Source organism: Citrobacter sp. XT1-2-2 (genome assembly GCF_023516235.1).
In the GTDB taxonomy this organism is placed as follows: Bacteria; Pseudomonadota; Gammaproteobacteria; order Enterobacterales; family Enterobacteriaceae; genus Citrobacter; species Citrobacter werkmanii.
Map to the genome: position 1 here is coordinate 1,338,032 of NZ_CP097324.1, position 22,337 is coordinate 1,360,368.

A 22,337-nucleotide genomic window follows, 5' to 3' on the forward strand; every position below is an offset into this window, starting at 1 on the left:
AGTAAATTTCTACCAGTTGAGACATTTTTTCGATAACAAGGAGAAGGGCATGGAACTGAGGCACTTACGCTATTTTGTGGCGGTGGCGCAGGCGCTGAATTTCACCCGGGCGGCAGAAAAACTGCATACCTCTCAGCCCTCGTTAAGCAGTCAGATCCGCGATCTGGAGACCTGTGTGGGGGTTCCCTTGCTGGTGCGGGACAAGCGCAAAGTTGCGTTAACGGCAGCAGGTGAATGTTTTTTACAGGATGCGTTGGTTATCCTCGAGCAGGCGGAAAATGCCAAAGTTCGCGCCCGTAAAACGGTGCAGGAAGATAACCATTTCGCCATCGGCTTTGTCCCTTCCGCAGAGGTAAATCTGTTGCCCAAAGTGCTGCCTTTGTTTCGTTTAAAACAACCAGATACGCATATTGAACTGGTCAGTTTGATCACCACCGAGCAGGAGGAGAAGATCCTGCGCGGAGAGCTGGACGTTGGCTTAATGCGTCATCCGGTTTACAGCCCGGAACTGGATTATCTGGAACTGATTCATGAGCCGCTGGTGGTGGTGTTACCGGTGAATCATCCGCTCGCTAATGAGAAAGCGATATCGGCACAGCAACTACACGGCGTCAATTTTGTCAGTACCGATCCGGCCTATTCCGGCGCGTTAGCGATGATTGTCAAAAACTGGTTTCAGCAGCAAAAAAGCCAGCCCAATATCGTGCAGGTGGCGACCAATATTCTGGTGACCATGAACCTGGTCAGCATGGGGTTGGGGGTGACTTTGATACCCGGTTATATGAATAATTTTAATACCGGGCAGGTGGTTTTTCGCCCTATTGTTGGCGATGTTCCAACCATTGCGCTGCTGATGGCGTGGAAAAAGGGGGCGCTGAAACCGGCGCTGACCGACTTTATCGCCACGGTGCATGAACGTTTAGCCGTGAGCGTTGTGGATTAACGACTACAGCTCGCTAAGCTGCGACTCGACATACAGATAGCCGATGCCCATCAGTTGCTGAGCGCGATTAAGCTTACCGAAACCGATCTGCGTTGCCCGGGCTCGTGGGTTATCGCCATGATCGAACGGATTAAATCCGGTTTGCTGCACCAGCGTATTGAGCCAGCTCTCGCCGAAGGCGCAGCTACGACCATACAGCCAGATTTGATTAATATTTAATATATTTAGAAAATTGTACAGACTCAGGCCAATGGCGCTGGCGGCATGTTCGGCCCACGCCTGAATGCGAACATCTCCGTGCCTCCAGGCATCAATAAGCTGGTCGGTCGTCAGCGTTTGGGGATCATACAGGGATGTCGGTTGCGATTTCATCCACACGCGAGCCTGCTTTTTCAGTGCGCTTAATGACGCCACCGTTTCCAGACACCCATAACGGCCACAGTCGCAGGCAACCCCGTCCGGATCAATTATTGTATGGCCAATCTGACCGCTGCCGTACAAACTGCCCCGCCAGATGTTATCGTTAATGACAAACGATGAGCCAATGCCGTAATCAACGTTAATCACACAAAAATCACCGTTAGCCGCCGGATTTTGCCACTTTTCCGCCAGCGCCAGCATCACGCAGTCATTGTCCAGCCGGACCTGCACACCAAGCATTTCCTCAAGCAGGTATTTTATTTCCACCGGTGTTTTCCACGGAGCCTGAGGCATGGTTTTTGATGCGCCGGTAATCGGATCAACCTGGCCGTGCACGCCCAGTGCCAGATTAATCGTAACCTCTGGAAATTGCCGACGGTATTCTCGCCAGTGTGCCGCCAATGCTGTCAGCAGCGCTTTTGGCGTATCAGGATTAATGACCTCATGGCGCCAGTCGCCGACGGCCACCAGACGCGCGTCCGCCAGTTGGCTGGTGATGCTGGTGGGGGTGACGTTGATGCAGAGCGTCCAGGCGCCTGTTTCTGGCAAATGATAACTGCCGCTACTCAAACCGCGCTGGCTTAACGTCTCTCGCGAATGGCTGATTCTCCCTTCATCCATCAGCTCTTCAAGAATATTGCTGACCGCCGGGATCGACAGACTGGTCAGCTGCGCCAACTGCGACTTGCTAAGCTGTTTTTCCCGCCATAGATGCGACAAAAAGATCTGTTTATTTGCCTGACGCACCCTGGCGTTATTGAATCCCGAACGCTGCATACACTTAACTCCCTTTACTATATTGCGTGAGCATTGCGCATTTTAACGCCACTTAACTGCCGCAGAATAGCCTCAGGTTAAATTTTTACTTTTGTTTATTGAGTGGAGAGCGGCATGTACGGTTCAGTTAAAGTCTGGCAGGAAACGATCACCCTCCCAACGTGGACGGTGGGTGAAGAAGACGCTAACCCGATGTTTCTGGAGAAAAGGGTGTATCAGGGATCCTCTGGTGCGGTTTATCCCTACGGCGTGATTGATACCCTGACCGGCAAGCGTGAAATGCGCGACTATCAGGCGGTGTGGATGGAGAATGACTTCATTCGCATCATGCTGCTGCCGGAATTAGGCGGACGTATCCATCGTGCGTATGACAAAGTGCAGCAACGTGATTTCGTCTACTACAACGAAGTGGTGAAACCAGCGTTGGTTGGCCTGCTTGGGCCATGGATCTCTGGCGGCATTGAGTTCAACTGGCCGCAGCATCATCGTCCAACCACCTTTATGCCGGTTGATTTTACGCAACAGCAGGGCGAGCAGGGTGAATATACCGTGTGGATGGGGGAGGTTGAACCCATGCGTGGTTTACAGGTGATGACCGGATTCACACTGTATCCAGAGCGCGCGCTGATCGAAATAACCGGGAAGGTGTTTAACGGTAACGCCACGCCGCGCCACTTCCTGTGGTGGGCGAATCCGGCGGTGAAAGGCGGCGACGATCATCAGAGCGTGTTTCCGCCGGATGTAACCGCGGTATTCGACCACGGCAAGCGCGATGTTTCAGCGTTTCCTGTCGCTACTGGCACCTACTACAAAGTGGATTACTCGGCGGGTGTGGATATCTCTCGCTACAAAAACGTACCCGTTCCGACCTCTTATATGGCGGAAAAATCGGATTATGACTTTGTCGGCGCCTGGCACCACGGCGAACGCGGTGGATTACTGCACGTGGCGGACCACCATGTTTCGCCGGGGAAAAAACAGTGGACCTGGGGATACGGCGACTTTGGCGTTGCCTGGGATCGTAATCTCACTGATGACAACGGTCCGTATATCGAACTGATGACCGGGGTCTTTACCGATAACCAACCGGATTTCACCTGGCTTGCGCCGTACGAAGAGAAAGTTTTCGTGCAAAACTTCCTGCCCTACAGCGAACTAGGCATGGTGCAAAACGCCAGCACGCAACTGGCGCTTCGGCTGGTGCGTGAGGGAAGCCAACTTTCAGTGGGCGTTTATGCGATAGCGCCGCTACGCGATGTTCAGGTTACGCTTGCGGCACACGGGGAGCCGTTCTTTGAGAATACACTCACCCTTGAGCCGGGGCAGAGCTGGTTAGCCGATGTGTCTGACAATGGCCATGCCCGGGTAACGATGACCGTCACTCGCGCCGATGGCTCCACGCTTTTACAGTACGAAGAGCACATGGCGCAAGAGTTACCACTACCCTCGGCGGCCAGCGCGCCAGCTCAGCCAGAAGCGCTTGCTAATACCGATGAACTCTATTTTATTGGTCAGCATCTGGAGCAGTACAACCACGCCAGCCGCTATGCCGAGGACTATTACCGCCGCGCGCTGGAAGTCGACCCGCTTGATTATCGCAATAATGTGGCTTTGGGGACGCTGGCGCTAAACCGCGCGGACTGGGCATTAGCAGCCCATTGCGCGGGCAAGGCGCTGGAACGGGCGCACAAGCTCAATAAGAATCCACGTGATGGCGAGGCGAGTATGCTGCTGGCCGCCGCGCAGGAACGCCAGGGCGACGATGAAAGCGCCTGGGATAATTATTATAAGGCGAGCTGGAGCGGCAACTGCCGGGATGCGGCTTTCTGGTCGTTAGCGCGCCTGGCGATGAAACGTCAGGACTATGCCGGCGCGTTGGAAAAAGTCGAGCAGAGCCTGCGTTTTAACGGCAGTAATAACCTGGCGATGGGGCTGAAAGCGCTGGCGCTGGCTAAGCTTGATCGCAATGCGCAAGCGCTGGAATACATTCGCCAACAGCTGGTTGATTATCCGCTGAGTTACACCCTGCACTATGCACGCTGGGCTATTTGTCAGGATGAAGCGGCTGCACAGGCGCTAATCTCGATTACCGGGCGGCGCGGTACCAACGCGTGTGAACTGGCTGGCTGGTTGATCGCATTGGGGCAAAAAGATGCTGCCCGTGGCGTGCTGGAACTGCTCGACAGCCAGGAAACGCTACCGATGCTGTGGCGCGCTTCGCTGAGCGACAATCCGCAACCTTTCATCGAACGAGCGCGTAAGTGTCTGCAAAATCGCGTCCGTTTTCCCAATACGCTGGATGAAGTACAGATGCTGCAAACCCTCGAGCAGAGCGCTTTTGCCCGCTATTTGCTCGGCTGTTTCTGGTACAGCAAACGCTGCTATGACGAGGCGGTCTCCTGCTGGCAATTTACCCTTGCGCAGGAGCCGGATTTTGCCCCAGTGCATCGCTTATTGGGTATCTATGCCTGGAACAAACAGCACGATGCACAGCAGGCGATGCAGTATCTGTCGCAGGCCGTAGCACTGGAGCCGCAAAATGCCCGTTTCCTGTTCGAACTCGACTATCTCAAAAAGCTGATGGCGCAACCGGCTGAACAGCGTTTGCAACGACTGGAAGCCAGCAAAGATATTGTCTTCCATCGTGACGATCTGACGGTGGAACTGCTTAGTCTGTGGAATGGATTGGGGCGCTACGACGAGGCTGCGGCAATCTTACGTGAGCGTGTATTTCATCCGTGGGAAGGGGGAGAAGGTAAAGCCACCGGGCAATATCTACTGAATCAGATGCATCGCGCACTGGAGGCCGTTCAGTCGGGCGACCCGCAAACCGCCATCACGCAACTGCAACAGGCGCTGCACTACCCGCAAAACCTTGGAGAGGGGCGCCTGCCTGGGCAAACGGATAATGACATCTGGTATTTGCTGGGTTATTGCGCCCAGCAGCAGGGGCATTTCGAGGAGTCCCGGCGCTATTTCTCCCGTGCCACGCGTGGCGGTAGCTCACTGGATGCCGGACGTTACTACAACGACCAGCCGGTGGACTATCTCTTCTGGCAGGGTATGGCGCAGAGAAAACTCGGCGATGATGCACAGGCGGACGCTCTGTTCAACAGCTTCCTGCAATGGGTTGAGTCGCATCGCGACAACGTCCCGGATGTCGATTTCTTTGCCGTATCGCTGCCCGATCTGGTGGTGCTGGATACCTCAGCACAAGCAAAACACCAGCAACACTGCCTGTTTATCAATGCGCTTGGGCATCTGGGGCTGGGAAATAGTTCTGCTTGCCAGCGCGATCTTGATGAGCTTCTGCAACTCAATCCGGCGCATGACAAAGCGTTACTGCTGCGTCACGCCATTAACGTAAGGCTGTTCCAGTAATACCCGAAACGGGTGGGGGCAATCTCACCCGAAACCTTCTGTCCCCTGCGTTTCCCTGAAAGAGGAATCATAATGAATAACGCGCAGACACATTTAAAGATTGGTTACGTCTGGACTATCTGCCTGGTTGCCGCCTGCGGTGGTTTACTGTTTGGCTATGACTGGGTGGTGATCGGCGGGGCAAAGCCCTTCTATGAAGCTTATTTTTCGATTACCGATCCGGCGCAATCTGGCTGGGCGATGAGCTCGGCGCTGGTTGGTTGTATCTTTGGTGCGCTGATTTCCGGCTGGTGTGCCGATAAGTTTGGCCGAAAGATGCCGCTGATTCTCTCGGCAATCCTTTTTAGCGCTTCAGCCTGGGGAACAGCAGTTGCCAGCAATTTTGACATGTTTGTTGTCTATCGCATCGTTGGCGGCGTGGGGATTGGTCTGGCATCCGCGCTAAGCCCGCTGTATATCGCTGAGGTCAGCCCGGCGGAAAAGCGTGGTCGCTTTGTTGCCGTTAACCAACTCACCATCGTCATTGGCGTCCTGGCGGCGCAGCTTATCAACCTGATGATTGCCGAACCTGTCGCTACAGGCGCTACGCAGCAGGCGATTGTGGAAAGCTGGAACGGTCAGACGGGCTGGCGCTGGATGTTTGGCGCTGAATTAGTGCCCGCGGTAATTTTCCTGGTGCTGATGTTCTTTGTCCCTGAATCGCCGCGCTGGTTGGTGAAGGCAGGAAAAGCCGAACGTGCGCGCACCATGCTGCAGCGCATTGGTTCGGCGGAATATGCCGGGCAAACGCTGAAAGAGATTGAACATACGCTACAAAAAGATAACCACAAGGTCGCGTGGTCATCACTGTTACAACCGCAGATCAAACCGATAGTGATTATTGGCATGGTGCTGGCAGTGTTCCAGCAGTGGTGTGGGATCAACGTTATTTTCAACTATGCGCAGGAGATATTTGCTTCTGCCGGATTCGACATCAACGGCACGTTAAAATCGATCGTAGCGACCGGGATCATCAATCTGGTCTTTACCCTTGCCGCTCTGCCGCTGGTGGACAAAATTGGGCGTCGTAAACTGATGCTGTTTGGTGCATCAGGGCTGACGGTTATCTACATACTCATTGCCGGGGCATACGGGTTGGGCATTCTGGGCTGGCCGGTTTTGGTACTGGTGCTGGCGGCGATCGCCATTTACGCCCTGACGCTGGCCCCGGTAACCTGGGTGCTGCTGTCCGAAATTTTCCCCAACCGTGTTCGCGGGTTAGCGATGTCGCTCGGCACGCTGGCGTTGTGGATTGCCTGCTTCCTGCTGACCTATACCTTCCCACTGCTGAATGCGAGTCTGGGCGCATCGGGAAGCTTCCTGCTCTACGGTGTGATTTGCGCGATGGGCTTTATCTATATTCTGCGTAATGTGCCGGAAACCAAAGGCGTGACGCTGGAAGCGCTGGAGGAACAGCTGGCGGCGCAGCATACGAAAGTTGGCGCATCAAGCCAACAACGAAGCACCCGCTAATGAATTCTCTGCTGATGCTTCAAAACGCACATCTACGGATGTGCGTAGATCCGCAGGGCGGTTCGCTATTGAGTCTGGTTTCGTTACAACATCAACGGGCAATATTACGTGAAGGTCATGGTCAGCAGCCCGGTGATTGCGGCCTGTTCCCGATGCTGCCGGTGGCAAACCGGGTGGCGGGCAACCGTTTTATGCTACGTGGGGGAGAGGTTGTGCTACCGCACCATGAGGCGGATGAACACTTCTTCCTGCACGGTGACGGCTGGCTGCAGCGCTGGCGGGTTATCACCGCGACACCAAGCGGTTGTTTGCTACAGTTGCGCAGTTGGCATCTCTGTGGCTACGACTATACGGCGCAGATTTGCTACCAACTGGAAGCGTCGAGCCTGCATGCTTCATTGACGCTCACCCATTGCGGGGAACGACCGATGATCTATGGCTGCGGGTTCCATCCGTTTTTCGCCTTTGATACGTACAGTACGGCCCAGTTCACTGCCAGCGGCTACTGGCCGGAGGGGGAACAGCATCTGCCACTGGACTGGCAAAGTGATATTCCACCCGCAGCGGATTTTATGCATGCGCAATACGGTGAAGATGCCTGGTTGAATGTGGGTTATTCTGGCTGGAGCGGGCGGGCCGTTATTCAGCGCGATGTGATGAAAGTCACGATTTTAGCGCAAACTCCGTGGCTGATGCTGTTCAGAATGTCGGGTGAACCATTCCTGTGCCTGGAGCCGCAGACGCATCCGGTGAATGCCCACCACATGCAGGGGCAGCCGGGATTGCAGGTTTTAGCGCAGGGAGAACGCTGTCATTTTGCGATGCAAATTTGTGTCGAATAGGGCGAAAATCATGTTATCTGCCTGTTAATGGTCTCTTGCGCCAGCCAGAGTTTATCGCCAGACTACCGTCTCCAAACGGGAGGGATTCATGGCTTTGCATTCCACGCGCTGGCTGGCGCTCGGTTATTTCACCTATTTCTTTAGCTACGGTATTTTTCTGCCTTTCTGGAGCGTCTGGCTCGAAGGGTTGGGGCTGACGCCGGAAACCATTGGTTTACTGCTGGGCGCGGGGCTGATTGCCCGTTTTCTCGGTAGCTTGCTGATTGCGCCGCGCGTGAGCGATCCCTCTCGTCTGATTACCGCTTTACGTATTCTGGCTCTGTTGACATTGGTGTTTGCGCTGGCCTTCTGGGCGGGGACCAACGTGGCGTGGCTGATGGTGGTGATGGTCGGATTTAACCTGTTTTTCTCACCGTTGGTGCCGCTGACCGACGCGCTGGCTAACACCTGGCAAAAACAGATAACCATGGATTATGGGCGGGTTCGACTGTGGGGATCCGTGGCCTTTGTGATTGGCTCTGCGCTGACCGGTAAGCTGGTGAGCCTGTTTGACTATCGGGTGATCCTTATTCTGCTGTCGCTTGGCGTCGCCTCAATGCTGCTGGGCATGATGATTCGTCCGAGCGTGCAGCCAGCTGGTGAAAACCGTCAGCAGGAGAGTGCGGGATGGCCCGCATGGCGCGCGTTAATAACGCAAAGCTGGCGTTTTCTTGCCTGCGTGAGTCTGCTGCAGGGCGCGCATGCCGCCTATTACGGTTTTAGCGCCATTTACTGGCAGTCTGCTGGTTATTCCGCTTCGGCGGTGGGCTATTTATGGTCATTGGGCGTGGTGGCGGAAGTCATTATCTTCGCGCTTAGCCACAAGCTGTTCCGCCGCTTTAGCGCCCGCGATCTGCTGTTGCTTTCCGCCGTTTGCGGCGTGGCGCGTTGGGGGCTGATGGGTTGGAGCACCGAACTACCGTGGCTGATTGTGGTGCAGATCCTGCACTGCGGTACCTTCACCGTCTGCCACCTGGCGGCAATGCGCTATATCGCGGCGCGACAGGGAAGCGAAGTGATTCGTTTACAGGCGGTCTATTCCGCGATAGCGATGGGCGGCAGTATCGCCATCATGACCGTTTTCGCTGGCTACCTGTACCAAAACCTGGGCAGCGGCGTATTCTGGGTGATGGCGCTGGTGGCGCTACCGGCTATCGTGCTGCGCCCGAAAGTGGTGGCGCAGCCTGCGACGTTATGATTCGAGGATTTTGCGGATCTGCTGCTGCTGGTGAGACGTCAGCGCCAGATCCGCATGAATCAACGGCGGTGAAAACAGCGGCAGCGGCGTAGTGTACGGTGTGACGATCAGCGTTACGCCGCGCGGCGCACCCTCTTTTTGAAAGTCCTGCATTGGCATATGTTTTACGTTGAGCGGCAGTAGCGTCAGTTCGCGTAGCTGCTGTTCAATATGCGCTTCGAGTTGTTCATTACTGCCGGTCAGCAGGATAATCTGCTTTTCGTGCAAATCCTTCTCCTGCATCAGCCAGGCACCGAAAATCACCGCTACCAGACCGATCTCTTCTTCTGAAAATTGCACTTCGTATTCCGCTTCGAATCCGTGTATCGCCTCGCGGGTGGTGCGAACCAGCCGGGGATAAAGTCGGCTGAACTCCTCCGGCAGCGTGTTATCAATACCAATGGCAAACAAACTGCGGTTCAGGGCCTGGGCAAGGTGGATATACAGCTGGTCGTTCAGCCCTTGTTCATCGCTGAAGCGAACGTTGCCATACTCGCGAAAACGCAGCACCAGCCGCGCGATAGCCAGACGCAAACGGCGATCCTGCTGGTGGTTATCGCGGATGGGATCGGGGATGCGAATCATTGAGAACAGCAATGCCATAAACAGCGATTCGCCCGGCGGCGCACTTTGCATGACGTGACGTTGCCAGTGGCGGGCAATCTCCTCAGCGAGCGCATACTCCGCGCAGGATTGCGCCCAGCGCTGCTGGAGCGGATTAAACTCCGGGGTGATCCCCGCGTGATGTTGCAGCAGGCAGTATTGTAAAAACAGCCGCAGGAACTGGATATCACGGCACTCAAAGGGTTTTTGCAAGCGTCGGGAGCAGAGGTTAATCAGCGCATGCAGATTGGTGTCATCATACAACGTGCGCGCTATGCCCTGCTGTTTAAGCGCCATTTTCAATGTGGGTGTGAAATGTTGCGTGATAAACGTCGGGCAGATCCGCAGGCCACGGCGCAGCCAATGCAACAGGCACAGCCGCTGGTTCAGCGGGGCGCCTTCGATCGTATAGCCGCCATTCTGGGCGGAAGTAATGGCGAGCCGATGATAGCGCTGGATTTCGAGCCCCGCGCCAATGATATCCTCCTGAACGGTGGCATCATCGACGCCATTGAGACTGCTGAAGGTCTGCGCGGTAGCAATCTGCCCCGGCAGAAAAAGCGTCAGCAGTACCTGGCAACGGCGTTGGGGAGCGGAAAGTACAGATGGCGGGGCGAGCGTTGACATCATCTGTAGAATCTCCCGTGAGTATGTTTGATAAGAATAGTTAAAGTTTGCGCATAGATTTGCGGAATGGAAAGCTTTACGCCAGGAATGCTGGGGAGCGTCACAGAATTTTTAACGTGCGGAACAGATAGCGGTAGTGAAACGCAGCGCGTTAATCCACTTTTTCACGGTTTTATCTTTAGTTTACATATAAAAGAACTGGTAGAGATGTACTGCATGTCTGTTAAACATTATGGAGAACATGTGATTCCGGACGGGGGGCGCTTCAGCGCTCTTGCTTTTAGCTATATCCGTTTCGCTGTTCAGATATTTTCAAATAAAAATACAGGTGGTCAGGTGTGGGCTGGTCCGGCTGAAAATTGCCGACGTGTTTCCGTAAGGCCGGGAGAGCCAGCATGGATGCTGGCTCAGGGCGCGCTTTGCAAGGACGCTACCTCGCGCCCGGCCCGGTAGCCTGGAGGAATAAGCGGAGGGAACCACGAAGTGGCAATTTTCCCGCCGGGAGCCGGGATTGTTAAGGGTACGGCGATAGTACCCTTAACACGTTCACTGGGAGTAATCGTTTCAGAGAAGTGAAAAACATACGGTGAACGTAACAATACGCCGGAGGCAACAGATTTATCACCTCCGGAACAGATGCCTGGCGTTACTGCCCACGGCGCAGCGTTAATCCCACATCGCCGCCGGGATGCACCGCCAGCAGCGTCTCCTTTGAGTAGCCGCTTTCACTCATCAGACAGGCGCAGGCGGCGTCAAAGATAGCCAGTACCAGCAGAATTGAGGTCGTCGCCAGCATGTTCAGCGGGTCGGCCTCACGCTGTACGCCGGTGGAAATCACCAGCCTCGACGCTTTAGCGATGGCCGAATTGGCGTTTTCCGTCACGCTCAGGATCGGCACATTTCTCGCCGCCAGCCCAGGCAGCAGCCGGGTAAGTTCATCCGAATTGCCACCGCGCGACAGCATAATAACCAGGTCGTCGGCGCGTAAAAAACCCAGATCGCCGTGCGCCGCATCGGTGGCATTGAGATAAATCGCCGGGCGCTCCACGCAGGCGAGCATATGCGCGACTTTACGCGCCGCAATGCCGGAGGTGCCGACGCCGGTAACGACGATTTTCCCCTGGCATCCGCGCAGTTCCGCCATCAGCGACTGCCAGACCGGCTCAGTCAGATGCTGTCCCAGTCCCGCAAGGGCATCGCTGTAGATCTGGAATACGCCGGTGGCTTGAGACCATGAGTTACTCATGCCTCCTCCTGCATCAACTGGCGATATTTCATATGATCCTGATACATCTCGTGGAATACCCGATATTTGCGATCGTAGTACTGCTTAATACGGTTGGTTTGCGGGGTGACCGTTTTACCAATCCGGCTCATCGCCGACATCGCTTCCGGGAAGGAGTCAAAAACGCCTGCGGCGATGGTTCCCATCATGGCGCCGCCCAGCAGCATGGCTTCACTCTCTTCCGGCAATAGCATCGCGCAGCCGGTGGCGTTGGCATGCTCCTGAACGAAGATCGGGTTTTTCGTGCCGCCGCCGCTGGCCATAATCGTATCGATGGTGTAGCCGCTTTGATTCATCGTTTCAATAATATGCCGGGTACCGAGGGCAATGGCCTGGATGGTCGCCAGATACTGTCGCGCCATATCTTCCGGCGTGCGCGACAGCTTAAGTCCGGTGATTGCACCCGTAAGCGTTGGGTTGGCGCGCGGCGAGCGGTTGCCGTGGAAATAGGGCAGGATATGCATATCGCGGGTCAGGAAGGCGATATCTTCCGGCTCACCGGCCATTTTACGCAGCAACGCATTCAGCACTTCATAAATGGTCTGCCCTTGGGACTTAGCCTGCGCCAGTAGGGTGTCGTAGCACGGATGCGACTGAATTACGTGGTCGATTAACGCCCCCGTAGCCGACTGTCCGCCTTCGTTGAGCCAGTATTCCGGTAACACGGCAGAGTAGTAAGGCCCCCAGACGCCGCCGATAAAACGCGGCTCTTTGGAAATCGCCATGTGTCCGGTGGAGGTACCGCCAATCAGTGCGATACGACGGTCGAAATCCGGCACCTCGCCAGAAACGCCGCTGGCGCCGAGCGTGCCGAGCGTACCGGCGTGGGCATCAATAATTGATACGCTGACCGCGGTGCCGGGGATGAGTCCCATTTCGCTGGCGGCGCGCGCTGACAGCCCATGGCCGAGCGGTTCGCCCATGGTCTTCACGTAACGGCCAATTTTGGCGGCATCGTGCTCCAGCAAATCTTCCAGCCCAATCTGGCGGAAATAGCTGGCATCCCATTTATCTTCATGACCCATATAGGTCCATTTACACACCGTCGAGCACAATGAGCGCGTGTCATCGCCCGTTGCCCGCCAGGTGAGGAAATCAGGCAGGTCAAAGTAGTAACCGGCGTTAGCCCAGGTATTGGGCATATGCTGCTTCAGCCACAGCAGTTTTGGCGTTTGCATTTCCGGGGAGATAATACCGCCCACATAGTCCAGCACCCGATGATGCAGGGCGTTAATGCGATCGGCCTGAGTAATGGCGCGGTGGTCCATCCATACAATAATGTTCTGTTCACTACGCCCGGAAGGGCTGATGGTCAGCGGGTTGCCTTCTTTATCCAGCACCACCAATGAACAGGTGGCGTCGAAGCCCAGACCTTTCACCTGGATAGGATTGATATCCGACTGGTTAATCGCATCGCGTACCGCGTTACACACAGCCTGCCAGATGTTATCGGAAGACTGCTCAACAAAATCGGCCTGCGGACGGTAAATTTCGATGGTCCGACTGGCCTGACCGACCATTCTGCCGTTGAGATCAAACACGCCAGCGCGGGCGCTTCCGGTTCCGACATCCACACCAATAAAGTAACTTGCCATAATTTTTTCTCCTGAAATCAGGCTTTACGATTCTGTAATGCGATAAAGAGGATCAGCACCGCGCCCCACAGCGCCATCGTCAGATAGCTGCTGACCCCCAGCAAGTTAAGGCCGCTTTCCAGCATTTGCAGCACAATCAGCGCCAGTACCAGGCCGATAATGCGTCCGAAGCCGCCGTCCGGATTGATACCGCCGAGCACGGAGGCAAGGATGGTGACCAGCAGGTAGGATTCACCGTATCCGGCTTTGGCCGAGTTGAATTTCGCCATCATCAGAATGGCGGCGACCCAGCCGAGCAGGGCAGAAATAACGTACACCGAAATTTGTACTCGTACGGTATTCACACCGCTGTAGCGGGTAGCCTGCTCATTGGAACCGACGAGATACAGGCTGCGCCCAAGCGTGGTGTGCTCCAGCAGCACCCACAGCAGGATTGCCACGAGGAAAAAGAGCAGCAGTGCCACCGGAATACCGGCAATCGTCGCGTTACCAAGGTATTGAATGGCGGTCGGGAAGCCGGAAATCACCGTCCCGTTGGAGAGCAAAATATTCAGCCCCGAGATCAGCGTCATCGTGCCGAGGGTGGCGAGAATAGGCGAGACGCCGACCCAGGCAATTAAAGCGCCGTTGAGCGTGCCGATAGCCACCGCCACCGCTGCGCCTGCAATCAACGCCAGCGCCAGAAACAGCGGGTTATCCGGGTGGGTGACGATAATCGCCGCCATCACCAGCGAGCAGGCGTTCGCACCGGCAATAATCGACAGGTTAATGCCGCCGGTCAGCATGGTCATGCCCATCCCGAGGGCCAGCATGCCGAGGATTGGCAACTGCGAGCCGATCGACTGGAAGTTAGCGACGCTGAAAAAACGGCTGCCGAGCAGGGCCGAGAAGACCAGGGCGACGACCACAATAATGACGCATTGCAGACGAATGATGGCATCACCGGGTAAAAATCTGGCGATTGTTTTCATCTCAAAGCTCCCTTGCCAGTTTACGTTTTTCGTTCCAGGCCGTGGCGCTAATGCTGACCAGGATAATGGCGCCGCTGAACACGGTGTGCCAGTAAGAGGAGACGCTCAGCAGCGTCAGACCATTTTGCAAGAACGCCAGCAGCACAACACCCAGTAGCGTTCCGGTTAACGTACCGCGCCCGCCGCTCATGCTGGTGCCGCCGAGCACGACCGCCGCCAGCACCGTCAGCTCAAAGCCGAGCAGGGAATTGGGGGCAACAGACTGGGTGATTTGCGCCTGAACCACGGCGGCAACGCCTGCCAGAATGCCCATATAGCCATAGACGTAGAAATGCAGCTTCAGCAAATTCAGCCCCAGGCGCGAGGCCGCGTCGCGGTTGCCGCCCATGGCGTAAACCTGACGGCCAAGACGGGTATAGTTCATCAGTACGGCGGTAAAGATGATCACCGCCGCCAGGCACAGCAGGGGCAGGGTTAAACCGTAGTCGTAGCCGTCTGTCGCGGTGAACGACAACCAGTTGATACCGTTCATAAACCAGTCCGGGAAGCCGTACAGCCAGGTACCCTTGGTGGCATAAACCAGCAGGCCGTAGTAGACGTTTAGCGTGGCGATGGTAATGATGATCGCCGGAACGCGCAGCCAGTACACCAGGAAGCCATTAATCAGCCCAAGCAGCAGACCTACCGCCATTGCGATGGTTAAAGCCAGTATGAAGTTGCCGCCGTGAGCGATCACCCAACTGGCCATCGCATACTGGGCAATCGCTGTCATCGCCGGAAATGAGATGTCGATCCCGCCGGAAATCAGCACCACAAACAGCCCGCAGGCGAGAATGCCGAGAATCGCGTAACTGGTGGCGACATCTGTGAGATTGCCCAGCGACAGGAACTCATCGGTACTGACGCTCAGCCCGACGGCGAGCGCCACGACCAGCAGGCCCAGCCAGAATTCATGTTGCCCGATTAAACGGGAGAGACGCAGACTATTCATTGATTACCTCGACCACTTCAGCAATCTCCTCTTCACGGCAGTGATGAGGATTAAATTCCGCCACCAGTTTGCCGCGGCGCATCACCAGCACACGATGGCTGTTGTAATACGCTTCCGGGATTTCATCGCAAATCATTAGTACCGCCATTCCCTGTTCCGCCAGATCGCGGGCTATCTGGTAAATCCCCTCTTTGTTGGCGATATCCACGCCGACGGTAGGGGAGTCGAGGATCAGGATGCGCGGATGGGTTGCCACCCATTTGGCAATGGCAATGCGTTGGGCATTACCGCCGGAGAGCGTTTTGACCGGCAGATGCGGATCGGAGACTTTAATGTTCAACTCACGGATCAAATCGGCGACCAGCTTTTGCGCTTTACGATGATCGAGCAGACCGCTGCCGGTATGCAGTTGGTCAAACACCGTGACGATGGTGTTGTCATAGATCGACTGCTCCATGATCAACCCCTGCGTCAGGCGATCTTCTGAGACATAGCCGATCCCGTGTTTGATGGCGTCATGGTTATTGCGCAGAGTAACCGGCTGACCGTTAATGCGCATTTCGCCGCTTTCCGGATGGGTCATGCCGAACAAACTGAGGCAAAGCTCGGTGCGACCGGCACCCAGCAGACCGACAATGGAGACAATCTCACCGCTATGTAGCGATAAATTGATGTTCTGATATTTCCCCCGGCGGCTGAGGTTGCGTAGCTCGAGCAGCGGCTCTTGCTCAATAGCGGGTCTTTCCGGCAGCGGGCTGTAGTGGAAGCGTTGTCCGGTCATCAGGAAGGCCAGTTCGTGACTGTCGAGTTCGCTGGCTGGGTATGTTCCTACCAGTTTGCCGTCGCGCATCACGCTGATACGGTCCGCCACTTCCATCACTTCATCCAGACGGTGGCTGACAAACACCACGCAAATCCCGGCCGCTTTCAGTTCGTTGACGACCCGCAGCAGACCATTGACCTCCTGGCGGGTTAACGAAGCGGTGGGTTCATCCATAATCACCAGACGCGCATCGGCGGCAATAGCGCGGCAAATGGCGACCAGTTGCCGGTCGGCAATCGACAGTTTTTCGACTTTTTTATCGGGATCGATGTTCACGCCGATGCGTTTCATGGCGGCCAGCGCCTGCTGTTTCATCGCGCCACGGCGTACCCAGATATCGCCACCGGGCAGATAGCGGTTGACCGCGATATTTTCAGCGACGCTAAAGTTAGGGAATAACGACAGGTCCTGATAAATAACCTGAATACCATAATGGGAAGAAAGCTGCGGCGTCAGGTGATGGAATAATTTACCATCGAGTAAAATCTGCGCGCCTTTTTCCGGATGATACACCCCAGAGATCACTTTAATAATGGTGCTTTTACCACAGCCGTTTTGACCCGCCAGACAGTGAACTTCGCCTTTTCTCAGCGTCAGATTCACGTTATCCAGCGCCAGCACGCCCGGGAATTGTTTGCTGATATTCTCAAGAGTGATAAATGCGGTGGTGTCTGTCATGGACAATACCCCTGCGCACGTCCGCATGGACGCTAAGTGTTAGTTTGGTTGATAGCGCCGACCAGACGGTCGGCGTTAAGGTTCCCTGGTGTCGGCTAAAGCCTTAGAAACCGAGTGATTGTGCGTTGTCTTTGGTGACTTCGAGGATCTTGTTAAAGCGGATCACTTTCTTCTCCGTGTCGATATCGGCTTTCCCTAAACCATCAATACTCAAATCGGCGTTCACTTCTTTACCCTGCAACAGTTGATCGGCCACCGTTACCAGCGCGTATCCCGCGTCTTTTGGATCCCACAGCAGCGCTTTTTTGATATCGCCGCGCATCAGGTACGGCGCAGCCTGTGCAGGCATGGCGATCCCGACGACGGCGATTTTATCTTTGGCGCGTTTTTTCTGCACCGCCTGACCCGCGCCGATTGGACCCAGCGAGCCGAAGCCGATAATGCCCTTCATCTGCGGATAGGTTTTCATCAGGTCCAGCGTGGTGGCGTAGGATTTATCGATGCTTTCCGCGACCGGCAGACGTGAAGTGACCTCGAACATTTCGGGATATTTTTCTTTTTGGTACTTAATCGCAAAATCGGCCCACGCGTTATGCAACGGTACCGTCAGCGAACCGACATAGATGGCATAACCCCCTTTACCGCCCATACTTTTCGCTAATTCATCGACGTTAGCCTGCGCATATTTTTCACTGTCGATGGTTTCAATATCCCATTGACCAATCTGCTCGTCCGGGGATTCGTGCGTCAGCACCACGATGCCTTTATCGCGCGCTTTTTTCAGCACCGGCTCAAGGACTTTGGCATCATTCGGCACCACGATGATCGCGTTAACGTTTTTGGCGATCAGATCCTCAATGACTTTCACCTGTTGAGCCGGATCCGGCGTGGAAGGCCCGGTCTGGTAAGCATTCACATCCAGTTTTTTTGCTGCTTCATTAACGCCGGTTTCCATCCGGTTAAACCACGGAATCCCGGTGACTTTGGCAACCACAGCAATTTCATATTTTTCCGCCGCAAAGGACGTGCCGGACAACATGCATGCAGAAACCAGGGTTGCACTGAGTAATGCGAGTTTGAATTTCATAGTTGTACCTTTCGTAGGGGGCAGGACATGTCACGGGGTGAAGTTAACTACGAATGGAAGAGGGAATGAATCATAAGTTCCGTGAATGTGATCTATGTCCGTCATTGTAAATTTAAAGAAAATTAATGGTTAAATATTGGTTAAATTCATGGGGTTTTATATCCATACCAGCAAAATTATTGTTAATTAATAATTAAAATAAAACTTTTAATTAACAATTTATTATCATTTTGCATAAATTGTGGCGGCGAAAAGGGATTCAGACGGGTGTTGCTGGAGAAAGAATTGTCGAAATTGAGAACTGAATCGATACCGGAAAAGGGGGCTCAACATTTTTTCGTTCAATGTTATCCTCAGCACTCTTTCGCCAAACACACCATTATTTCTGGCGGCCTGGATTTTTATCGTGGAGAAGTCATGCAGCGTGTTAAGCACATCATTGTAACGTTGTTTCTTGCTGTCCTGTCCTTTGGCGCAGGCGCGCATCCCCACAGCTTTATCCATTTGAAAACCGAGATAGTGAGCGAGAATAATCAGTTCGTGGCGCTGAAAATGCGCTGGACGATGGATGAAATCACCTCGGCAGATCTGCTTTACGATGCGGGGAATGCTAAACCTGGCTCGGAGATCTGGAAAAAACTGGCGGCGGAAGTGATGGCGAATGTGCTTGGGCAGCATTATTTCACTGAAGTGTGGCATGAAGGGCAAAAGGTAAAGTTTAAAAACAGGCCGACGGAATACGGCATGGAACGTGAGGAACATCAGGCGGTGCTGACGTTCGTTCTACCCTTAGCTGAACCACAGCCGCTGAGTGGTCAAAAATATACCATTTCAACCTTCGATCCGACCTACTACGTGGATATGAGCTATGACCAGGACAGCGACGCCATGCTGGGGCAGGCCATTAGCCAGCAATGCCGTATTTCAGTACACACCCCGACGCCGAATGAACAAACGCTGATCTTTGCGCAGTCGCTGGATAAAGAAGACGCCCCGCCGGAGGATATGGAGTTGGGTAAACAGTTCGCACAAACGGTAACGCTGCAATGTCAGTAGTTTATCAACCACGACCCACCGGACGTCGCTGGCTCACGCTGTGGCCGCTGGCGCTATTTTTGCTGCTGGCGGCAGGCGGCATACTTTGGCTATGGCTGGCCTGGCCGCAGGTGATGATGAAAAGCATCGTCTGGCAGCGCGAAGTAAACCAACAGATGAGCGGATTGTTGAAAGCGGTTGCTGCCAGTCCGACCCAGGCAGGGGGATCGCTGCTGCTGTTTAGTTTTCTCTACGGCGTTCTGCATGCGCTGGGGCCGGGACATGGAAAAGTGGTGATTACTACCTGGCTTGCGACGCACCCGTCAAAACTCAAATCCAGTATCGGCCTGACGCTGGCGTCGTCTTTATTACAAGGACTGGTCGCGATTGGTCTGGTGATTATCGTGCTCACCGTCTTGCAGTTGCCTGCGCGGCAGCTGCATATGAGCAGCTTCTGGCTGGAGAGAGGGAGTTATGTGCTGGTGGGCGTGTTAGGCCTGCTGCTGTGCTGGCGGGCGCTGAAAAAACTGCGCTTATTGCTAAAGCGGCCAACGTTTACCGCCTTCATGCCGCGCCATGTGCATCACGACGGCTGTGGCTGCGGGCATCAGCATTTACCGCAGCCGGAACAGTTGCAAAGCGGTGATGACTGGCGCGCCCGGCTGATGATTATTCTGTCTATGGGGATGCGCCCATGCTCCGGGGCCATCATGGTGCTGCTGTTCAGCAAAGTGATTGGCGTCTTTAGCTGGGGCATGGCGTCGGCGCTGGCCATGGCGGCGGGCACCTCTTTGACGATTACGTCACTGGCTTTATTGGTACACAGTTTCCGCTCGCTGGCGGTGAGACTTAGCGGGCATAAAGCGCCGGTGCTGTGGCGACAGATTGGCTGGACGACGCTGGCGTTAGCCGGGGGCACGGTATTAATTGCGGCAGCGGTGGTGATGTGGATGAGCGCGGTGCCGGTGGGGCGAGGGATAAGACCGTTTTAGCACTGTTGTAGGATGAATGCCTGATGGCGCTTCGCTTATCAGGCCTACGGGGAACTTCCCTGGTAGGCCGGATAAGGCGCTAGCCGCCATCAGGCATCAAACAATTAGCGCTTCAGCGCGTCGCTCAGTTCGTCACGCATGTTAGCCAGCATGGCTTTCACTACGCGCGGGTTACCTGCAACGATGTTGCCGGTCGCCATGTAGTTATGCCCGCCGGTGAAGTCGCACACCAGGGCGCCAGCTTCACGCGCAATCAGCTCGCCTGCGGCGAAATCCCACGGGCGCAGACCAATTTCGAAATAACCGTCAACGCGGGCTGCGGCAACGTAGGCCAGATCCAGCGCGGCAGAACCGGTACGGCGGAAGTCAGCGCATTCGGTAAACATGTTGCCAAGGATTTTCATGTAAGAAGCGGCGTGTTGTTTCGCTTTGAACGGGAAGCCGGTGGCAATGATGGTGCCGTCCAGATCGCGAGCCGTGCTGCCACGCAGACGGTAACCGTTAAGCTGCGCGCCCTGACCGCGGGTTGCGGTGAACAGTTCATTACGCATTGGATCGTAAACAACGGCAACCTCAGTACGGCCTTTAATGCGTACTGCGATAGATACCGCGAAGTGCGGCAGGCGTTTTACGAAGTTGGTGGTGCCATCCAGTGGATCGATAACCCATTGAACATCCAAATCTTCACCAACATGTTCACCGCTTTCTTCGGTGATGATGGTGTGCTGTGGGTAAGATTTGCGAATCGTTTCGATAATAATCGCTTCGGCGGCTTTATCGACGTTAGTCACGAAATCATTGCTGCCTTTCTGGCTGGTTTCTACAGAGTCTGGCGTTTCGTAGTGTTTGGCAATTACATTACCCGCCTTGCGCGCTGCGCGCACGGCGATGGTCAGCATCGGATGCATCGGTCTCTCTCACTGGATGTTAAAGAACGGGAAAACGGCGCAGAGTATAGCAGCGAGTTCGGAATATGTCTTCGTTTTATGATAATATGCCCGAATAATCTTTAGCCGAAGAAATACAATGCTGCAAAATATTCGAATTGTGCTGGTGGAAACCTCTCACACTGGCAACATGGGCTCTGTGGCCCGTGCAATGAAAACCATGGGTTTAACCAATCTGTGGCTGGTTAATCCACTGGTCAAACCGGACTCGCAGGCCATCGCCCTGGCGGCAGGCGCCAGCGATGTGATCGGCAGCGCGCAGATCGTCGATACCCTCGATGAAGCGCTGGCGGGTTGTAGTCTGGTAGTAGGCACCAGCGCGCGTTCCCGTACGTTGCCGTGGCCGATGCTGGACCCGCGTGAATGCGGCTTAAAAAGCGTCTCTGAAGCGGCGAATACGCCGGTGGCGCTGGTATTTGGTCGTGAACGCGTTGGCCTGACCAACGAAGAACTGCAAAAATGCCATTATCACGTCGCCATTGCCGCGAACCCGGAATACAGTTCGCTCAACCTGGCGATGGCGGTGCAGGTTATCTCTTATGAAGTCCGCATGGCCTGGCTGGCGACGCAGGAAGGTGATAAGAGCGTCGAATACGAAGAAGCTGAGTATCCGCTGGTGGATGATTTAGAGCGTTTTTACGGTCATCTGGAACAAACGCTGCTGTCGACCGGGTTTATTCGCGAAGGCCATCCGGGACAAGTGATGAACAAGCTGCGCCGTCTGTTTACGCGTGCGCGTCCTGAGAGTCAGGAGCTGAATATCCTGCGCGGGATTCTGGCATCTATCGAACAGCAGAATAAAGGCAAGTAAGCGAAACGCCTCCTGTAAGTGAAAACGGCACTGAAGGTTAAATACCTGACTAAATTAGTCAAGTAAATAGTTGACTGATTTAGTCGGGAATGTCAGACTTGCCCCTGCTATGCAATACCCCCATTTTACAATAAAAAACCCCGGGCAGGGGCGAGTTTGAGGCTAAGTAAGACATGAGACTGACATCAAAAGGGCGTTATGCCGTGACCGCAATGTTGGACGTTGCGCTCAACTCAGAAACGGGCCCGGTACCGTTGGCTGATATTTCTGAACGTCAGGGAATTTCCCTGTCATATCTGGAGCAGCTGTTTTCCCGTTTGCGTAAAAACGGTCTGGTTTCAAGCGTACGTGGACCAGGCGGCGGGTATCTGCTGGGTAAAGATGCCGGCAGCATCGCAGTAGGTGAAGTCATTAGCGCTGTCGACGAGTCTGTAGATGCGACCCGTTGCCAGGGCAAAGGCGGTTGTCAGGGCGGCGATAAATGCCTGACCCATGCGCTGTGGCGCGATCTGAGCGATCGTCTGACCGGGTTCCTCAACAACATTACGTTGGGCGAACTGGTGAATAATCAGGAAGTCCTGGATGTGTCTGGTCGCCAGCACACGCATGACGCTCCACGCACTAATCGTGCTCAAGACGCGATCGACGTTAAGTTACGCGCATAATAAAAGTATTTTAGAATCAGGCCGGGGTGTTAAACGCCCCGTTAACTCGGTCGTACATCCAGCCGGTTGCCTGGTT

General features: G+C 54.8%; 19 protein-coding genes. 10 read left to right on the forward strand and 9 right to left on the reverse strand.

What is annotated here, in order from left to right; all coding sequences use genetic code 11:
* Positions 1-49: 49 nt before the first annotated feature.
* The gene (gene hcaR / locus M4I31_RS06410) at positions 50-943 is read left to right on the forward strand and encodes a DNA-binding transcriptional regulator HcaR (RefSeq protein WP_085049311.1); all 894 of its coding nucleotides are present in this window, start codon (positions 50-52) and stop codon (positions 941-943) included.
* Positions 944-946: 3 nt separating this feature from the next.
* On the opposite strand, the gene M4I31_RS06415 is transcribed toward hcaR, so the two are convergent.
* A complete protein-coding gene (locus M4I31_RS06415) occupies positions 947-2,140 on the reverse strand; it encodes an ROK family transcriptional regulator (RefSeq protein WP_085049312.1) in 1,194 nt (397 codons plus the stop codon).
* A gap of 114 nt (positions 2,141-2,254) precedes the next feature.
* On the opposite strand from M4I31_RS06415, the gene M4I31_RS06420 reads away from it, so the two are divergent.
* From M4I31_RS06420 to M4I31_RS06435, 4 genes are all read left to right on the forward strand, one after another.
* Entirely contained in the window at positions 2,255-5,521 is a 3,267-nt protein-coding gene (locus tag M4I31_RS06420; protein WP_085049313.1) for a DUF5107 domain-containing protein, read from the forward strand.
* A gap of 72 nt (positions 5,522-5,593) precedes the next feature.
* Positions 5,594-7,033 carry a sugar porter family MFS transporter gene (locus M4I31_RS06425; RefSeq protein ID WP_085049314.1) on the forward strand — a complete coding sequence of 480 codons (1,440 nt, stop codon included), beginning with the start codon at positions 5,594-5,596 and terminating at the stop codon, positions 7,031-7,033.
* Positions 7,033-7,875 carry an aldose 1-epimerase gene (locus tag M4I31_RS06430; RefSeq protein ID WP_085049315.1) on the forward strand — a complete coding sequence of 281 codons (843 nt, stop codon included), beginning with the start codon at positions 7,033-7,035 and terminating at the stop codon, positions 7,873-7,875. The genes M4I31_RS06425 and M4I31_RS06430 overlap by 1 nt, the downstream gene beginning before the upstream one ends.
* Before the next feature lie 88 nt (positions 7,876-7,963).
* Entirely contained in the window at positions 7,964-9,112 is a 1,149-nt protein-coding gene (locus M4I31_RS06435; protein WP_038642652.1) for a 3-phenylpropionate MFS transporter, read from the forward strand.
* Here the strand turns inward: M4I31_RS06435 and csiE are convergent.
* A complete protein-coding gene (gene csiE / locus M4I31_RS06440; protein ID WP_038642650.1) occupies positions 9,107-10,384 on the reverse strand; it encodes a stationary phase inducible protein CsiE in 1,278 nt (425 codons plus the stop codon). The genes M4I31_RS06435 and csiE overlap by 6 nt on opposite strands.
* A 63-nt stretch (positions 10,385-10,447) precedes the next feature.
* Here csiE and M4I31_RS06445 point away from each other — a divergent pair, with 63 nt between their 5' ends.
* Entirely contained in the window at positions 10,448-10,834 is a 387-nt protein-coding gene (locus tag M4I31_RS06445; protein ID WP_161668411.1) for a hypothetical protein, read from the forward strand.
* 193 nt (positions 10,835-11,027) lie between these two features.
* Here the strand turns inward: M4I31_RS06445 and M4I31_RS06450 are convergent, their stop codons facing one another.
* The 6 genes from M4I31_RS06450 to M4I31_RS06475 form a co-directional block, all read right to left on the reverse strand.
* On the reverse strand, positions 11,028-11,627 hold the full coding sequence (locus M4I31_RS06450; protein WP_085049316.1) for an SIS domain-containing protein: 600 nt from the start codon (positions 11,625-11,627) through the stop codon (positions 11,028-11,030).
* The gene (locus M4I31_RS06455) at positions 11,624-13,261 is read right to left on the reverse strand and encodes an FGGY-family carbohydrate kinase (protein WP_085049317.1); all 1,638 of its coding nucleotides are present in this window, start codon (positions 13,259-13,261) and stop codon (positions 11,624-11,626) included. The genes M4I31_RS06450 and M4I31_RS06455 overlap by 4 nt, the downstream gene beginning before the upstream one ends.
* A gap of 17 nt (positions 13,262-13,278) precedes the next feature.
* Entirely contained in the window at positions 13,279-14,232 is a 954-nt protein-coding gene (locus tag M4I31_RS06460; protein WP_038642644.1) for an ABC transporter permease, read from the reverse strand.
* Position 14,233: 1 nt separating this feature from the next.
* A complete protein-coding gene (locus M4I31_RS06465; RefSeq protein WP_038642642.1) occupies positions 14,234-15,223 on the reverse strand; it encodes an ABC transporter permease in 990 nt (329 codons plus the stop codon).
* Complete coding sequence (locus M4I31_RS06470) at positions 15,216-16,724, reverse strand: sugar ABC transporter ATP-binding protein (protein ID WP_069324450.1); 1,509 nt, start codon at positions 16,722-16,724, stop codon at positions 15,216-15,218. The genes M4I31_RS06465 and M4I31_RS06470 overlap by 8 nt, the downstream gene beginning before the upstream one ends.
* A gap of 103 nt (positions 16,725-16,827) precedes the next feature.
* Positions 16,828-17,811, reverse strand: a complete 984-nt coding sequence (locus M4I31_RS06475; protein ID WP_038642638.1) for an autoinducer 2 ABC transporter substrate-binding protein — start codon at positions 17,809-17,811, stop codon at positions 16,828-16,830.
* Between the two features lie 417 nt (positions 17,812-18,228).
* Between M4I31_RS06475 and M4I31_RS06480 the strand changes: the two genes are divergently transcribed.
* Together M4I31_RS06480 and M4I31_RS06485 are read left to right on the forward strand one after the other, a co-directional pair.
* Positions 18,229-18,867: a DUF1007 family protein gene (locus tag M4I31_RS06480; RefSeq protein ID WP_085049330.1), complete on the forward strand. Its 639-nt coding sequence runs from the start codon at positions 18,229-18,231 to the stop codon at positions 18,865-18,867.
* Positions 18,858-19,838, forward strand: a complete 981-nt coding sequence (locus M4I31_RS06485) for a nickel/cobalt transporter (RefSeq protein ID WP_085049318.1) — start codon at positions 18,858-18,860, stop codon at positions 19,836-19,838. Before M4I31_RS06480 ends, M4I31_RS06485 begins: the two co-directional genes overlap by 10 nt.
* A 104-nt stretch (positions 19,839-19,942) precedes the next feature.
* On the opposite strand, the gene suhB is transcribed toward M4I31_RS06485, so the two are convergent.
* Entirely contained in the window at positions 19,943-20,746 is an 804-nt protein-coding gene (suhB, locus tag M4I31_RS06490; RefSeq protein ID WP_003835237.1) for an inositol-1-monophosphatase, read from the reverse strand.
* 118 nt (positions 20,747-20,864) lie between these two features.
* On the opposite strand from suhB, the gene trmJ reads away from it, so the two are divergent.
* The gene (gene trmJ, locus M4I31_RS06495) at positions 20,865-21,596 is read left to right on the forward strand and encodes a tRNA (cytosine(32)/uridine(32)-2'-O)-methyltransferase TrmJ (protein ID WP_069324453.1); all 732 of its coding nucleotides are present in this window, start codon (positions 20,865-20,867) and stop codon (positions 21,594-21,596) included.
* Between the two features lie 173 nt (positions 21,597-21,769).
* Entirely contained in the window at positions 21,770-22,261 is a 492-nt protein-coding gene (gene iscR / locus M4I31_RS06500; RefSeq protein ID WP_003037674.1) for a Fe-S cluster assembly transcriptional regulator IscR, read from the forward strand.
* Positions 22,262-22,337: the final 76 nt, after the last annotated feature.

Bases quoted from the DNA above. Each gene is read 5' to 3' on its own strand.
- hcaR (WP_085049311.1), top strand. From the start codon at position 50: ATGGAACTGAGGCACTTACGCTATTTTGTGGCGGTGGCGCAGGCGCTG.
- M4I31_RS06415 (WP_085049312.1), bottom strand. From the start codon at position 2,140: ATGCAGCGTTCGGGATTCAATAACGCCAGGGTGCGTCAGGCAAATAAA.
- M4I31_RS06420 (WP_085049313.1), top strand. From the start codon at position 2,255: ATGTACGGTTCAGTTAAAGTCTGGCAGGAAACGATCACCCTCCCAACG.
- M4I31_RS06425 (WP_085049314.1), top strand. From the start codon at position 5,594: ATGAATAACGCGCAGACACATTTAAAGATTGGTTACGTCTGGACTATC.
- M4I31_RS06430 (WP_085049315.1), top strand. From the start codon at position 7,033: ATGAATTCTCTGCTGATGCTTCAAAACGCACATCTACGGATGTGCGTA.
- M4I31_RS06435 (WP_038642652.1), top strand. From the start codon at position 7,964: ATGGCTTTGCATTCCACGCGCTGGCTGGCGCTCGGTTATTTCACCTAT.
- csiE (WP_038642650.1), bottom strand. From the start codon at position 10,384: ATGATGTCAACGCTCGCCCCGCCATCTGTACTTTCCGCTCCCCAACGC.
- M4I31_RS06445 (WP_161668411.1), top strand. From the start codon at position 10,448: ATGGAAAGCTTTACGCCAGGAATGCTGGGGAGCGTCACAGAATTTTTA.
- M4I31_RS06450 (WP_085049316.1), bottom strand. From the start codon at position 11,627: ATGAGTAACTCATGGTCTCAAGCCACCGGCGTATTCCAGATCTACAGC.
- M4I31_RS06455 (WP_085049317.1), bottom strand. From the start codon at position 13,261: ATGGCAAGTTACTTTATTGGTGTGGATGTCGGAACCGGAAGCGCCCGC.
- M4I31_RS06460 (WP_038642644.1), bottom strand. From the start codon at position 14,232: ATGAAAACAATCGCCAGATTTTTACCCGGTGATGCCATCATTCGTCTG.
- M4I31_RS06465 (WP_038642642.1), bottom strand. From the start codon at position 15,223: ATGAATAGTCTGCGTCTCTCCCGTTTAATCGGGCAACATGAATTCTGG.
- M4I31_RS06470 (WP_069324450.1), bottom strand. From the start codon at position 16,724: ATGACAGACACCACCGCATTTATCACTCTTGAGAATATCAGCAAACAA.
- M4I31_RS06475 (WP_038642638.1), bottom strand. From the start codon at position 17,811: ATGAAATTCAAACTCGCATTACTCAGTGCAACCCTGGTTTCTGCATGC.
- M4I31_RS06480 (WP_085049330.1), top strand. From the start codon at position 18,229: ATGCAGCGTGTTAAGCACATCATTGTAACGTTGTTTCTTGCTGTCCTG.
- M4I31_RS06485 (WP_085049318.1), top strand. From the start codon at position 18,858: ATGTCAGTAGTTTATCAACCACGACCCACCGGACGTCGCTGGCTCACG.
- suhB (WP_003835237.1), bottom strand. From the start codon at position 20,746: ATGCATCCGATGCTGACCATCGCCGTGCGCGCAGCGCGCAAGGCGGGT.
- trmJ (WP_069324453.1), top strand. From the start codon at position 20,865: ATGCTGCAAAATATTCGAATTGTGCTGGTGGAAACCTCTCACACTGGC.
- iscR (WP_003037674.1), top strand. From the start codon at position 21,770: ATGAGACTGACATCAAAAGGGCGTTATGCCGTGACCGCAATGTTGGAC.